This is a genomic window from Aeromonas bivalvium, from assembly GCF_046078285.1.
Lineage (GTDB): Bacteria > Pseudomonadota > Gammaproteobacteria > Enterobacterales > Aeromonadaceae > Aeromonas > Aeromonas bivalvium.
In genome coordinates, this window is the sequence record NZ_JBGXBV010000007.1 from 123,993 (window position 1) to 137,122 (window position 13,130).

The 13,130-nt window shown below is 62.9% G+C and carries 13 protein-coding genes; 4 read left to right on the plus strand and 9 right to left on the minus strand.

Annotation, left to right across the window (positions count from 1 at the left end):
- Window positions 1-15 precede the first annotated feature (15 nt).
- A complete protein-coding gene (fre, locus tag ACEUCR_RS15765; protein ID WP_042000279.1) occupies window positions 16-714 on the plus strand; it encodes an NAD(P)H-flavin reductase in 699 nt (232 codons plus the stop codon).
- 96 nt (window positions 715-810) lie between these two features.
- Here the strand turns inward: fre and ubiK are convergent, their stop codons facing one another.
- A complete protein-coding gene (ubiK, locus tag ACEUCR_RS15770) occupies window positions 811-1,068 on the minus strand; it encodes a ubiquinone biosynthesis accessory factor UbiK (RefSeq protein WP_042000276.1) in 258 nt (85 codons plus the stop codon).
- Between the two features lie 297 nt (window positions 1,069-1,365).
- On the opposite strand from ubiK, the gene ACEUCR_RS15775 reads away from it, so the two are divergent.
- Entirely contained in the window at window positions 1,366-3,783 is a 2,418-nt protein-coding gene (locus ACEUCR_RS15775) for a VolA/Pla-1 family phospholipase (protein WP_408791352.1), read from the plus strand.
- 106 nt (window positions 3,784-3,889) lie between these two features.
- Here the strand turns inward: ACEUCR_RS15775 and glpG are convergent, their stop codons facing one another.
- Window positions 3,890-4,723, minus strand: coding sequence for a rhomboid family intramembrane serine protease GlpG (glpG, locus tag ACEUCR_RS15780; protein WP_042000464.1), 834 nt, complete (start codon window positions 4,721-4,723; stop codon window positions 3,890-3,892).
- Between the two features lie 29 nt (window positions 4,724-4,752).
- On the minus strand, window positions 4,753-5,076 hold the full coding sequence (glpE, locus tag ACEUCR_RS15785; RefSeq protein WP_042000270.1) for a thiosulfate sulfurtransferase GlpE: 324 nt from the start codon (window positions 5,074-5,076) through the stop codon (window positions 4,753-4,755).
- Between the two features lie 170 nt (window positions 5,077-5,246).
- On the opposite strand from glpE, the gene ACEUCR_RS15790 reads away from it, so the two are divergent.
- Window positions 5,247-5,840, plus strand: coding sequence for a LysE family translocator (locus ACEUCR_RS15790; RefSeq protein WP_174217931.1), 594 nt, complete (start codon window positions 5,247-5,249; stop codon window positions 5,838-5,840).
- Here ACEUCR_RS15790 and ACEUCR_RS15795 read toward each other — a convergent pair.
- The 6 genes from ACEUCR_RS15795 to ACEUCR_RS15820 all read right to left on the minus strand — a co-directional run bounded on the left by ACEUCR_RS15795 (window position 5,819) and on the right by ACEUCR_RS15820 (window position 11,684).
- Complete coding sequence (locus ACEUCR_RS15795) at window positions 5,819-6,667, minus strand: helix-turn-helix transcriptional regulator (protein ID WP_408791354.1); 849 nt, start codon at window positions 6,665-6,667, stop codon at window positions 5,819-5,821. The two genes, ACEUCR_RS15790 and ACEUCR_RS15795, sit on opposite strands and share 22 nt — an antisense overlap.
- Before the next feature lie 81 nt (window positions 6,668-6,748).
- Window positions 6,749-7,450, minus strand: a complete 702-nt coding sequence (locus tag ACEUCR_RS15800) for an ABC transporter ATP-binding protein (RefSeq protein WP_392443770.1) — start codon at window positions 7,448-7,450, stop codon at window positions 6,749-6,751.
- Window positions 7,451-7,466: 16 nt separating this feature from the next.
- Complete coding sequence (livG, locus tag ACEUCR_RS15805; protein ID WP_111874416.1) at window positions 7,467-8,234, minus strand: high-affinity branched-chain amino acid ABC transporter ATP-binding protein LivG; 768 nt, start codon at window positions 8,232-8,234, stop codon at window positions 7,467-7,469.
- The gene (locus tag ACEUCR_RS15810; RefSeq protein ID WP_162625876.1) at window positions 8,231-9,487 is read right to left on the minus strand and encodes a high-affinity branched-chain amino acid ABC transporter permease LivM; all 1,257 of its coding nucleotides are present in this window, start codon (window positions 9,485-9,487) and stop codon (window positions 8,231-8,233) included. Before ACEUCR_RS15810 ends, livG begins: the two co-directional genes overlap by 4 nt.
- A gap of 82 nt (window positions 9,488-9,569) precedes the next feature.
- Window positions 9,570-10,496, minus strand: coding sequence for a high-affinity branched-chain amino acid ABC transporter permease LivH (gene livH, locus ACEUCR_RS15815; RefSeq protein ID WP_042000253.1), 927 nt, complete (start codon window positions 10,494-10,496; stop codon window positions 9,570-9,572).
- 69 nt (window positions 10,497-10,565) lie between these two features.
- The gene (locus ACEUCR_RS15820; RefSeq protein ID WP_042000250.1) at window positions 10,566-11,684 is read right to left on the minus strand and encodes a branched-chain amino acid ABC transporter substrate-binding protein; all 1,119 of its coding nucleotides are present in this window, start codon (window positions 11,682-11,684) and stop codon (window positions 10,566-10,568) included.
- A gap of 422 nt (window positions 11,685-12,106) precedes the next feature.
- Between ACEUCR_RS15820 and ACEUCR_RS15825 the strand changes: the two genes are divergently transcribed.
- Entirely contained in the window at window positions 12,107-13,111 is a 1,005-nt protein-coding gene (locus ACEUCR_RS15825; RefSeq protein WP_042000245.1) for a substrate-binding domain-containing protein, read from the plus strand.
- Window positions 13,112-13,130: the final 19 nt, after the last annotated feature.

The following is a 13,130-nucleotide window of genomic DNA, read 5'->3' on the forward strand; positions in this document are numbered from 1 at the left end:
GTCGCAAGGACAAGAATGCAACGTATCAAGTGCCGCGTAGAGGAACTGCGTGAATATGTCGATACCATCTGGCACGTGGCCCTGACGCCGCTGCAAGAGGTGAATTTCAAGCCAGGCCAGTATCTGCTGGTGGTGATGAGCGATTCGGACAAGCGACCCTTCTCCATCGCCAACTCACCGACCCGATCCGGGGTACTGGAGCTGCAGATCGGCGCCACGCCGGAGAATGCCTACGCCGGTCAGGTGCTGGCGCGGATGCGCGAGCAGGGCGAAATCGAGGTGGAGCTGGCGGCGGGCAAGGCCTTTCTGCGTGACAGCTCCCCCCGGCCCCTGATCCTGATGGCGGGTGGCACAGGTTTTTCCTATGCCCGCTCCATCCTGGAATATCTGGTGGCGACTGGCAGCAAGCGTCCCGTCTTCCTCTATTGGGGGGTGCGTCAGGCGCACTGGCTCTACGAGCAGGCCGAGATGGAGCGCTGGGCCGCCAGTTATGAGCCGCTCACCTTCATTCCCGTGGTGCAGGAGCCGGAAGCGGACTGGACCGGCAAGACGGGGCTGGTGCACAAGGCCATCATGGACGACTTCGTCAGCCTGCATGACTACGACATCTATGTGGCGGGCCGCTTCGAGATGGCGGGGGCGGCGCGGGAAGAGTTCAAGCTGCTGGGCGCCGAGCCCGAGCGCATCTTCGGCGACGCCTACGAGTTCATCTGATCGCCCGGGGGCATCAGCCCTCCCCTAGGTCGCAGAAACGACAAACCCCAGCCTGGCTGGGGTTTGTCATCTGCAGCGCTGGGCGCTGTCCCGGATTTACTCCCCCTTGGGGCCGAGCTGCTGCTCGAGTTGCTCCAGCTTGGCTTCCAGTGCGGTCAGCTTCTCCCGGGTGCGCAGCAGCACCTTGGTCTGCACGTCGAACTCCTCGCGACTGACCAGATCCAGCTTGCCGAGCTGGGCCTGCAGCACCTGGCGGATCTTCTTCTCCACCTCTTCACCCATGGTGCGAATGCCGGGGGGCAGGGCGTTGTGCACCTGTTTGGCAATATCTTCCAGTTTCTTCGGGTCGATCATCACGGCTTCTCCTCATCTGATGGCCGCCATTCTACCGACTATTTGCCCTCGTTGCCGATGCCGGGGGGCGATTTTTGCGACCTCTCCCGTGGCTGAGGTCTGGTCGGGTCTGGTTCACCGCCGGCAAATGGTAATCTATCGAGTCTTACCAGAATGCAATTCCTTGACCTTGTACACAAAAAAAGCAGATCAGATGACCGACCAGATGAGTGATAATTGTTGCCTGCCTGTTAATATGCTGGTGGCGACGATGAAGCGTCGACTCATATGGATAACAACTAATAAAGAGACATGGATATGAAAAAGAAGCTAGTTTACGCAGCCGTGCTCAGCGCTCTGCTGTCGGGTTGCGGTGGCAGTGACAGCAAGGATGACGACACCTCCAGCTATCTGGACTATCTGATCTCGGGTTCCAATGCCGTTCGTCCCAGTGCCCTGGCGGCGCGGGCCAGCGATGGCACCCTCAAGTTCTCCACCGAGACCAGCGATCTCTCCAACCCCGTCTCCGCCCTGTCCACCCTGGATGGCTGGTCCACCACCCAGGCCATCCAGATAGTGCCGGTCACCGGCTCGGGCACCCAGGTTCCGGCTCCCGCCGCCGCCGAGTTCGGTGCCTCCGTGGCTCCCCTCTATCTGCTTGAGCTGACATTCGACAGCGAAGCCCTGCGCCCGAGCGGCGTGAAGAAGGTGCTGGCCTACGGCAGCGACTATGTGGTCGCCAATGCGGGGGGCAAGCTCAACCTGGTGCCGCTCAAGCCGCTCAACCCCTCCTCCTACTACATGATCGTCGCCACCGACAGCCTTAAAGACAGCGACGGCAAGGCGTTGCAGGCCGGCAGCGATTACAGCAACTTCAAGGGCAACGCCGGCAGCAACACCCAAGAGCAGACCATCCATGGCCTGATCACCCTGCAGGAGGGCCTGTTCAAGGCCGCGACCGGGGTGAGCAGCGACCGCGTCATCTTCTCCGACTGGTTCGGTACCCAGTCCGGCGCCGACGTGCTGGTGGCGGTGAAGGGGGCGGCCGCTTCCGTGCTCAAGAGCCCGACCCTGGACGCTGCCGCCCTGTGGAAGCAGGATGCCCTGGGCAACACCAGCCTGCCCGGCACATACACCCTGGGGGTGACGGCAAACGCCGCCTTCCTGACCCAGCTGGAAGCCGAGCAGTTCCTGCCTCAGGAGCAGAAGGATGCCATTGCCGCCGCCTTTGGCCCAGGCACCCCGCTCAACGGCCTGGCGCAGGCTGCCAAGGTTTATAGCGGCACCGTCAAGCTGCCCTACTTCCTCTCCTCTCCGGCCACCGCCGGCTCCTGGGACAAGGCCAGGACCCAGTCCTGGCACGGCGCCATCCCCAGCCTCTATGCCATCGCCAATGCGCTGAAGGCACAGGATGCCGAGGTGATCGGCGGCCTGGTGGGCGCCGGTGTGGATCCGGCCCTGCTGGGCGAGCTCATCGCCGACCCGAGCCGTCAGGCCGAGCTGCTGGCGGAGGCGAGCAAGCTGATCGGGGTGACCCTCACCTCCGGCGGTCAGCCACTGGATCCCGAGATGAACATAGGCCGCTTCAACCCGCTGCCGGCGCTGGAAGAGGTGCAGTCCGTGCCGATGCGGATCTTCGCCGCCGCGCCGCTGACAGCCATCACCGACGTGATCATCTATCAGCACGGCGTCACCTCGGTGAAGGAGAACGCCTACGCCATCGCCCTGAGCCAGATTGGCGCTGGCCTGCAGGCCATGAAGAACGTGGCCGTGGTGGTGATCGATCATCCGCTGCACGGTGAGCGCGGCTTCGCCCTGACCGGCAGCATGGACTCGGTGACCACGGATGAGAACCCGACCCCCTACCTGAACCTGAGCTACCTGACGGTGGCCCGCGACAACCTGAAACAGAGCGTGGCGGATCTGCTGGGCCTGCGTCTGGCGGTGGGACTGGCCAATGCCAAGGGGGCCATCGGCACCGCAGGCAGCCTCAAGGTGCACTTCCTGGGTCACTCCCTGGGTGCCATCGCGGGGGCCAACCTGCTGGCGGTGGCTAACCAGTCCGTTGGCAATCCCCAGGCCGATGCCCTGTTCAAGTTCGACACCGGCGGTCTGGCCATGCCGGGTGGCGGCATAGCGCCGCTGCTGCTGAACTCGCCGACCTTCGGCCCGACCATCCAGATGAGCGTGCTGACCGCTGGCAGTGCGGCCCTGAAGGCGGCCTTCACCGCCTATGCGCCTAACTGCAAGACGGCGGTGCCGACCTGCTTCGTCAACGAGTTCCTGCCGAGCCAGGACGCCGCAACCCAGGCCACCGCGGCCGGTACCCTGCAGAGCTACAGCTTCGCAGCCCAGTCGGTGCTGGACTCGGCTGATCCGATCAACCTGGGTCGCGGCATAGCGGCGGACTTCCCGCTGTTTGCCACCGAAATCGTCGGCGACGGCGCCACCAGTCTGCCGGATCAGGTGATCCCGAACAGCATCGCCACCGCGCCGCTGGGTGGCACAGAGCCGCTGTTCAGCCTGATGGGCCTGCAAGCCTTGAGCGCGACCGGCGCGGCCAACCACCACGCTACCCGCTTCGTGGCTGGTGGTCACAGCTCGCTGCTGGCACCGGACGAGAACTTCGATCCGACAGGCAAGGTCACCACCGAAATGCAGACCCAGTTCGCCAGCTTCTTCATGAGTGGCGGCACTGCGGTCAAGGTGAGCGACGCCAGCCTGCTCAAGCAGTAAGCCGGCCGACCAATAAAAAACGCCGCCCCAAGGGGCGGCGTTTTTTTATGGCAAATCGGCTCAGGCTGGCCTGTGGTGCCTGTCCAGCCAGCCTTGCAACAGCACCTCAAACAGGCTTGTGGTGGCGGTCAAGCCAGCCTTGCAGCAGACCGACCAGCAAACCCATCAGGTGGGCCATGTTGGCCACGCTGGTCCCCAGCAGATCGAAGAACCCCAGCGCCAGCCAGAACAGCATGAAGCCCATCAGGGCCGGGGGCAGGGTGAAGCCGGACGCTGGCTGCAATCTGCCTCGCACCCAGCAGTAGCCGAGCAGGGCATAGACCACCCCGGAGAGGCCGCCAAAGCGCGGGCCGCTCACCAGGAACTCGGCGATGTTGGGCAGGGCGGCACCGACCAGCAGCAGGATCAGCAGCTTGCCGCTGCCCAGGCGCTGCTCTATCTGGCCGCCGAGATACCACCACCACAGCAGGTTGAACACCAGGTGCAGCACGGAGAAGTGGATGAAGGCCGGGGTGACGTAGCGCCAGGCCTGCCAGTCGCCGAACTGGGCCAGGGTCGGGTGGAACGCCAGCAGATCGAAGAGGGGCAGCCCTATGGCTTGCAGGGCGTAGATGGCGAGGCAGGCGACGATGACCAGCAGGGTCAGGGGCCCGGCATGGTGCAGGAAGTCGGTGACGGGATCCGCCATCCCCTTGCTGTAGTCGATGCGGGCGTCGGCCCGGCCCGACTGCCAGGAAGCCTCCAGGTAGCGGGGGTGATTGGGTTCGCTCAGGAAGCGTTTCACCTCCAGCTGGGCCTGGGCCAGGCGCTGCTCGTCCGCAAGCCAGACGCTGACGCCGAGCTCGGACTGGGTCAGCTCGCAGGCAATGCCCAGGGTGGTGAGATAGTCCACCAGGGCCTGGGCCATGCGGGCATCCCCCAGCACCAGCAGCTGGATCATGCCGGCGGGAGTGTCGCCATCGGCGCCGCTCATTCCTCCCCCGCCTGGATGGGGAACTCCTTGCGCCAGGCTTCGAAGCCGCCATCCAGGCTGTAAACCTCGTCATAGCCCTGTTGCAGCAGATACTGGGCCGCTCCCTGGCTGCTGTTGCCGTGGTAGCAGATCACGATGACGGGGGTGTCGAAGTCCACCTCGTCCATGAAGCGCACCAGGGTGCCATTGGTGAGGTGGAAGGCGCCGACCGGGTGAGCGGCCTCGAAGGATTGAGGGTCGCGAATATCCACCAGGCGAGCCTCGCCGGCGAGGAGCTTCTGGTGGGCATCATGGGCGCTGATATGGGCAAACTGGTCCATGGGCATGTCCTGTGAATAGGTTGATTGACGGCCAGTTTACCGCAAGCGTGCGGTTGCGCTAAGCCCGCAATGTGTTCATGGCCCGATGGGAAGAGATCGCAATTTTCTTCAATATCGCGGTCAGGCTGGCGGTTAGGGTGGTACCTCGATTGTCGCAACGAGTGTCACCCATGGAACTGAGTCTGTTGTTATCCATGGCCGGCTTTGCCCTGGCCATGTCCATCTCCCCCGGCCCGGTCAATCTGGTCGCCCTCAGCGCCGGGGCGCAGTATGGTTTTCGGGCCAGTCTGCGCCATGTGGTAGGGGCCACCCTGGGCTTCATCCTGTTGCTGCTGTTGATGGGGCTGGGTCTGGGGGGCGCCCTGTCGCAGTGGCCCATGGCACTGGGCGCCATCCACTGGGGCGGCATCCTGTTTCTCTGCTACATGGCCTGGCTGCTGATACGGGACAAGGGGGAAATCGAGGCTGAGAGAGGCGCGCCCCCTGCCTTCTGGTACGGGGCCCTGATGCAGTGGCTCAATCCCAAGGCCTGGCTGGCGGCCAGCATGGGGATGGGAGCATACGGGGTGGCGGGCGGCGCTGGGCAGGTGGTCCTGTTCACCTGTCTCTATCTGGTGATCTGCCTGGGTTCCATCGCCTGCTGGGCCTATGCCGGTAGTTTCCTGCAGCAGGCCCTGCTCTGTGCGCGTCGGCTGCGCTGGTTCAACCGGGTGATGGCGCTTCTGCTGTTGCTCAGTGCCGCCTATCTGGTGCGCTCGTCCTGAGGGAGGCGCAGGGCACGATACTGTCCCGGGGTGGCGGCGACCAGCCGCTTGAACTGGCGCTGGAAGTGGGCCTGATCCGAGAAGCCCGTCGCCAACGCCACCTCTGCCAGGGGCTGGCCGCGCGCCAGCAGGCCACGGGCATGGCCGATGCGTCGGTTGAGCAGGTAGGCGTGGGGGGTCATGCCGTAATGACGGCTGAAGGCGCGCACGAAGTGGGAAGGGGTCAGCCCGGCCACGGCGCTCAGTCGCTCCAGGGTGAGGGGGGAGGCGCATTCATCCTTGATAAGATCGGCGGCGCGTTTCAGGTGTGGGGGAGGGTGCTGGCCCCAGTTGGCGGGGGTTAGCCTGGCCAGTAGCTGGTGGCTGAACTGGTGGCAGGCGACCTCCTTGGCGAGGAGGTCTTGCCCCTCGTCTTGCAGGGTGCGATAGAGGCGCTGCAAGGCGATATACAGCAGGGGATCCCGGCTGGCGGTCATGTCGAAGGGGCGAAATTCGGTGCCAAGGCCGGCCTCTTGCTGCTGGCAACCCAGCCAGTCCAGGTCGAGGTAGAACATCAGATAGGACCAGGGCTGATCCGCGATGGGGTTGCAGGCGTGAACCTCTTCCGGGTTCATCAGCACCAGGCTGCCGCCGCCGACCTCCTGCCTGCTGCGCTGGTTGAGATACTGGCTGTGGCCGCCGGTGATGGCGCCGATGGAGAAGTGGGGGTGACTGTGCTTGTCGTAGCAGACGCGGCGGCCATCCTGCACGGCGCGCGCCTCGATGAAGGGCAGGGCCGGATCACGCCAGAACTGGTGGTGATCCGTCGTGGTCCCGGCCCTGCTCATGGTTTGCTGCTCCGGGTCGATGTGACGCCCCCCGGCGGTGATGGCGCCAGCAGGAGACAGCTCCTGGCCTGGCGCACCTTGTCAGCCACCCAGATAGGCCTGGCGCACGGCGGGGTTGGCCAGCAGGGCCGCCCCCGAGTCTTGCAGCACCACGTGGCCGTTCTCCAGCACATAGCCCCTGTCCGCCAGCTTGAGGGCCTGGTTGGCGTTCTGCTCCACCAGGAAGATGGTCATCCCCTTCTGGCGCAACTGCTCTATGGTGTCGAAGATCTGCTGGATGATGATGGGGGCCAGCCCCAGGGAGGGCTCATCGAGCAGCAGCAGGCGCGGCTTGCTCATCAGGGCGCGACCGATGGCCAGCATCTGCTGCTCGCCGCCGGACATGGTGCCTGCCCGCTGCTCCAGCCGCTCGTGCAGGCGGGGGAACAGGGTGAACACCTGATCCAGCAGACCGTGCTGCTCGGCCTTGTCGACGAAGAAGGCCCCCATCCTCAGGTTCTCCTCTACCGTCAGACGGGCGAAGATGCGGCGCCCCTCCGGCACCACGGCGATGTCCTTGCGCATGATGCGGGCCGTGCTGAGGGAGTCTATCTGCTCTCCCTCGAACCAGATGCTGCCGCTGCTGGGTTTGGGCTCGCCGCACAGGGTCATCAGCAGTGTGGTCTTGCCGGCGCCATTGGCGCCGATCAGGGTGACGATTTCCCCCTCTTTTACCTCGACGCTGACGTCATGCAGCGCCTGGATCTTGCCGTAGTGGGTCGATACGTTGCGAAGTTCTAACATCCTGACTCCTTGGGTCCTACGATTCGCCCAGATAGGCCTTGATCACGGCCGGGTTGTTACGGATCTCATCCGGCTTGCCGTTGGCCAGCGGCGTGCCCTGGTTGACCACGAAGATGCGGTCCGAGATATCCATGACCAGCTTCATATCGTGCTCGATGAGCAGCACCGAGACCCCGAATTCGTCCCGCAACCCGACGATGAGGGCGTTGAGATCGTCGGTCTCGTTGGGGTTGAGACCGGCGGCGGGTTCATCCAGCATCAGCAGCTCCGGCTTGGTGGCCATGCAGCGAGCGATCTCGAGGCGACGCTGCTGACCGTAGGCCAGGTTGCCGGCGGGGCGGTTGGCCAGATCCTTGAGGCCCACCTTCTCCAGCCAGTATGCCGCCTGATCCAGCCCCTCCTGCTCGGCACGGCGGAAGGCCGGTGTCTTGAACAGGCCGGCGAAGAAGCCGGTGTTGAGGTGCCTGTGCTGGGCTACCAGCAGGTTTTCCACCGCCGTCATCTCCTTGAACAGCCGCACGTGCTGGAAGGTGCGCACCACCCCTTTGCGGGCGATGAGGTGGCCGGGCAGCCCCTGGATCTCCTCGCCGCGATAGCGGATGGTGCCGCCACTCGGGCGATAGAAGCCGGTCAGGCAGTTGAAGATGGTGGTCTTGCCCGCCCCATTGGGCCCTATGATGGAGATCACCTCTCCCTTGTTCACATCCAGCTTGACGCCGTTGACCGCGAGCAAGCCGCCGAAACGCATCGACAGATCAGAGACTTCTAACAACGTCTGATTCATTTTTGCAGCTCCAAGTGTGGTCTGGTCATCGGCAGCAGTCCCTGGGGACGCCAGATCATCATGAACACCATCAAGAGGCCGAACATCAGCATGCGGTACTCGTTGAATTCACGGGCCAGCTCAGGCAGCACCGTCATCACGATGGCGGCCAGCACCACCCCGATCTGGGAGCCCATGCCCCCCAGCACCACGATGGCGAGCACGATGGCGGACTCGATGAAGACGAAGGATTCCGGACTGATGAAGCCCTGGCGCGAGGCGAAGAAGCTGCCGGCAAAGCCCGCGAAGCAGGCGCCTATGGTGAAGGCGGTCAGCTTGATGATGGTGGGGTTGAGCCCGAGCGACTTGCAGGCGATTTCGTCTTCCCGCAGCGCTTCCCAGGCGCGGCCGAGCGGCATGCGCAGCAGGCGATTGATGACGAACAGGGTCGCAATCACCAGCACCAGTGCCATCAGATAGAGGAAGATCACCTTGTGGTTGGCGTTGTAGGCGATGCCGAAGAAGTCGTGGAAGGTGCCAAAACCGTCATCCTTGACGGTACGATTGAACTCCAGCCCCCCCAGGGTGGGTTTGGGAATGCCGGAGATGCCGTTCGGGCCGCCGGTGAGAGAGGTGAGATTGTTGAGCAGGATGCGGATGATCTCGCCAAAGCCCAGGGTGACGATGGCCAGATAGTCCCCCCGCAGCCGCAGCACGGGGAAGCCGAGCAGGAAGCCGAACAGGGCAGCCATGCCACCGGCGATGGGCAGACACTCCCAGAAGCTCAGGCCGAAATAGGTGTTGAGCAGGGCATAGCTGTAGGCGCCGACCGCGTAGAAGCCGACATAGCCGAGATCCAGCAGGCCGGCGAGGCCGACCACCACGTTCAGCCCCAGTCCCAGCATGATGTAGATCAGGGTGAGGGTGGCGAGGTCCACCGCGCCCCGGGAGGCGACGAAGGGCCAGCTGACCGCCAGCAGCAGCACGATCAGGGCTGCGCTGTTGTAGAGGCGAGGCGCCTGTTCCGGGCTTGGCAGCACCAGCTTGGCAACGCCGCTGGTGGAGCCCTTGAACAGCCCCAGGATCTGGCTGCGCAGCAGCTGGAAGCAGAACACCAGGGCGGCGCCCCCCAGCAGCCAGGCGAGGGACACATCGAGGCGGCTCACCACCAGCAAGCGGGTGCCTTCGGTCTCGAGCTTGAAGCCCAGCAGCCAGAAGGAGAGCACCATCAGCACCAGGCTGGCGATGCAGGCATGAATAAATTGGCGTTTCATCATACCTTCTCCACTTCCGGACGACCGAGGATGCTGCAAGTGGGCATAAACAGCGGCGCAAGAGCATGCATAGATTGGTTTTTCATACCTTCTCGACCTCCGGGCGACCCAGGATACCGGTCGGCATGAACAGCAGCACGAAGATGAGCAGGGCGAAGGCCATCACATCCTTGTACTCGGTGCTGAGGTAGCCGGCGGTGAGCGCCTCCACCACGCCGAGCAGCAGGCCGCCGAGCACGGCACCCGGAATGCTACCGATGCCGCCCAAGACAGCCGCGGTAAACGCCTTCAGCCCGGCCATGAAGCCCAGATAGGGGTTGATGACGCCGTAATACATGCCGAGCAGCACCCCGGCGACGGCGGCCAGGGTGGCCCCCAGCACGAAGGTGATGGAGATGACCACATGGGTGTCTATCCCCAGCAGGTTTGCCATCTTGATGTCTTCCGAACAGGCGCGGCAGGCGCGCCCCATGCGGGAGCGATTGATGAACTGGGTCAGCGCCAGCATGGTGATGAAGGTGACCACGAAGATGACCAGCTGCATGTAGGAGAGGCTGGCCTGGAAGCCATCCTCGCCACCCAGGGTCCAGCCACCGCTGATCAGGGTCGGCATGGCGATGTCCCGCGAACCCTGCGCCATGCGCATCATGTTCTGCAGGAAGATCGACATGCCGATGGCGGAGATCAGGGGGATGAGACGGTTGCCGCCGCGCAAGGGGCGGTAGGCGACCCGCTCTATGGTCCAGCCATAGGTGCCGGTCACTATGATACTGATGAGGAAGGCGGCGCCCAGCAGGACGGTCGTGGCGTCTATGCCCATCATCATGAGGGCGGCCATGACCATGAAGGCGACATAAGAGCCGATCATGTAGACCTCGCCGTGGGCGAAGTTGATCATGCCGATGATGCCATAGACCATGGTGTAGCCGATGGCGATCAACGCATAGGTGCTACCTATGGTCAATCCGTTCAGCAACTGCTGAACAAAATAGAGAATGTGTTCGGACATACTGCGTTCCCTGTACTTGCCCGCAAAGACGTGAGGGGGTGAGCATGCTCACCCCCTCCGGCAGATTTATTATTTGAGCTGGGTAGAGGTGCCGTCGGCGTGCCACTCGAACACACCGAACTCGAAGCCTTTCAGATCGCCATTCGGCGCCCAGCTGAGGGGGCCCATGACGGTGTCTATGGTGCTGGCCTTGATGGCTTTTTCCACGGCCATCGGATCTTCACCCGCCTGCGCGATACCGGCCGCCAGGGTCTGGACCGCAGCATAGGTGGTCCAGACGAAGGGACCGGAAGAGTCCTGACCCTTGGCCTTGAAGGCGGCCACGATCGGGGCGTTGGCCGGGACCAGATCATACTTGTTCGGCAGGGTCACCAGCAGCCCCTCGGAACCCTGGCCGCCGATGGCGGAGATATCCTTGTTGCCCACCCCTTCCGGACCCATGAACTTAGCCTTGAGGCCCTTCTCGTTCGCCTGACGCAGGATCAGGCCCAGCTCGGGGTGATAGCCGCCGTAGTAGACGAAGTCGACGTTCTCTTTCTGCAACTTGGCGATCAGGGCGGAGAAGTCCTTGTCCCCGGCCGTGATGCCTTCAAATGCCACCACCTTGACGCCGGCCTTGTCCAGCGCGGCCTTCACGCTGGAGGCGATGCCTTCACCGTACTGCTTCTTGTCGTGGATGACGGCCACGCGCTGGGGCTTGATCTGCTCGATGATGTACTTGGCGGCGGTCGGGCCCTGGTCGCTGTCCAGACCTATGGTACGCAGGGTCAGCTGGTAGCCACGCTCGGTGATCTTGGGGTTGGTGGAGGCGGGAGTCACCATCAGCACCCCTTCATCTTCATAGATGTCGGAGGCGGGCAGGGTGTTGTCGGAGCAGAGGTGGCCCACCACGAACTTGACGCCGTCGTTGATCACCTTGTTGGCGATGGCCACCGCCTGTTTGGGATCGCAGGCATCGTCATAGATGACGGCTTCGATCTGCTTGCCCTTGATGCCGCCGGCCTTGTTGATCATCTCGACCGCCATCTTGCCGCCGGTGAACTGCATGTCACCATATTGGGCGACCGGTCCAGTGACGGGTCCGGCGATGCCAATCTTGATGGTGTCGGCGGCATGTGCCATGGAAACAGAACCAAACAGCGCCATAGAAACCGCTGCCCTGACCGCTACCTTGCTCCAGTTATTCATAGATTCGTCCCTTTAATCAGTGGATTGTTTCACTCCGGACAGACTTCCCGCTTATCCGGCAATAGCTAAGGTTCTATCACTCCTGCCCCGGTAATAACAAGCTGTTAAAGATCTGGCAGGGGGGGGACTTGCAGGGGCTTGAATGAAGCTAATCGCTATGTATAGACATTTAGCTGGTGTTTCCTGCTGAATTGCCTCGGCAACATCAAGTTAACATTTGAATCTGTTTGATTTGATAGCGGAAAAAGCTGGGGGGTTTTTACTCTGATGCTGCTCCCATTTCGTTCAAAATCCGTTTGCGCAAATCAGGGGGAGCACCTAGATTAGCCGGCAGCGGTAATTGCTTGACAGTTCCCGTGAATTTCAAGCCTTTATTCGGGAAATCTGCTAAGGTTCCGCTTTTTGATATTCAGGAGACAGAGATGGCCACAATCAAAGATGTCGCCTCACGGGCGGGCGTATCCATCTCCACCGTCTCACATGTACTCAATCACACCCGTCGGGTCAGCGAAGACGCGACCCAGAAAGTGCTTGAGGCGGTGGCAGAGCTCAACTACGCACCCAATTCGGTGGCGCGCAGCCTCAAGATCAATTCGACCAAGACCATAGGCATGCTGGTGACCACCAGTGCCAACCCCTTCTTCGCGGAAGTGGTGCGCGGTGTCGAGGCTTACTGCTTCGAGCAGGGTTACAGCCTGATCCTGTGCAACACCGAGAACCAGCCACCTCGCCAGCAGCACTACCTCAAGATGCTGATGGAGAAGCGGGTCGATGGCCTGCTGGTGCTGGGGACCGACATAGACACGCCGCTGCGTGACATGTTGCGCATTCACAAGAACGTGCCCCAGGTGGTGCTGGATTGGGGCACAGAGTGCGACTTTGCCAACGTCATCAACGACAACGCCCGCATCGGTGCCGGCATGGCGGTCAGCCACCTGCTGGAGCAGGGTCACAGGGAGATCGTCTGCATCACGGGGCATCTCGACAAGCCGACTACCCAGCAGCGCCTGGACGGGGTGCGCGATGCCCTGGCCGAGCAGGGCCTCACCCTGAAAGAGGAGCAGATCTTCGAAGGGGATTACGAGAGCCAGAGCGGGTTCGACCAGATGCAGCGCATCCTGGCCCTGACGCCGCGGCCGACCGCGGTGTTCGCCTTCGACGATCCCATGGCGATCGGTGCCATCTGCGCCGCCTGGGAGGCGGGGGTCAAGGTGCCGGACGACATCTCCGTCATCGGCTATGACGACGTTGAGATGGCGCGTTTCTCCAGCCCGCCGCTCACCACCATTCGCCACCCCAAGGCCGAGCTGGGCCTGTTGGCGGTGCAGCAGCTGGTGAGCCGGATCCGCAACAAGGAGCTCGAAGTCGAGTCCATGACGGTGCAGCCGGAACTGATCGTGCGTCGCTCGGTCAAGCGTCTGGGCTGATCCTGCGAGAGAAGAGACA

Coding starts and splice junctions, on each gene's coding strand:
- ACEUCR_RS15825 (WP_042000245.1), top strand. CDS start 12,107: ATGGCCACAATCAAAGATGTCGCCTCACGGGCGGGCGTATCCATCTCC.
- livH (WP_042000253.1), bottom strand. CDS start 10,496: ATGTCCGAACACATTCTCTATTTTGTTCAGCAGTTGCTGAACGGATTG.
- ACEUCR_RS15800 (WP_392443770.1), bottom strand. CDS start 7,450: ATGTTAGAACTTCGCAACGTATCGACCCACTACGGCAAGATCCAGGCG.
- ACEUCR_RS15790 (WP_174217931.1), top strand. CDS start 5,247: ATGGAACTGAGTCTGTTGTTATCCATGGCCGGCTTTGCCCTGGCCATG.
- glpE (WP_042000270.1), bottom strand. CDS start 5,076: ATGGACCAGTTTGCCCATATCAGCGCCCATGATGCCCACCAGAAGCTC.
- ACEUCR_RS15775 (WP_408791352.1), top strand. CDS start 1,366: ATGAAAAAGAAGCTAGTTTACGCAGCCGTGCTCAGCGCTCTGCTGTCG.
- ACEUCR_RS15810 (WP_162625876.1), bottom strand. CDS start 9,487: ATGAAACGCCAATTTATTCATGCCTGCATCGCCAGCCTGGTGCTGATG.
- ACEUCR_RS15820 (WP_042000250.1), bottom strand. CDS start 11,684: ATGAATAACTGGAGCAAGGTAGCGGTCAGGGCAGCGGTTTCTATGGCG.
- ACEUCR_RS15795 (WP_408791354.1), bottom strand. CDS start 6,667: ATGAGCAGGGCCGGGACCACGACGGATCACCACCAGTTCTGGCGTGAT.
- glpG (WP_042000464.1), bottom strand. CDS start 4,723: ATGATCCAGCTGCTGGTGCTGGGGGATGCCCGCATGGCCCAGGCCCTG.
- fre (WP_042000279.1), top strand. CDS start 16: ATGCAACGTATCAAGTGCCGCGTAGAGGAACTGCGTGAATATGTCGAT.
- ubiK (WP_042000276.1), bottom strand. CDS start 1,068: ATGATCGACCCGAAGAAACTGGAAGATATTGCCAAACAGGTGCACAAC.
- livG (WP_111874416.1), bottom strand. CDS start 8,234: ATGAATCAGACGTTGTTAGAAGTCTCTGATCTGTCGATGCGTTTCGGC.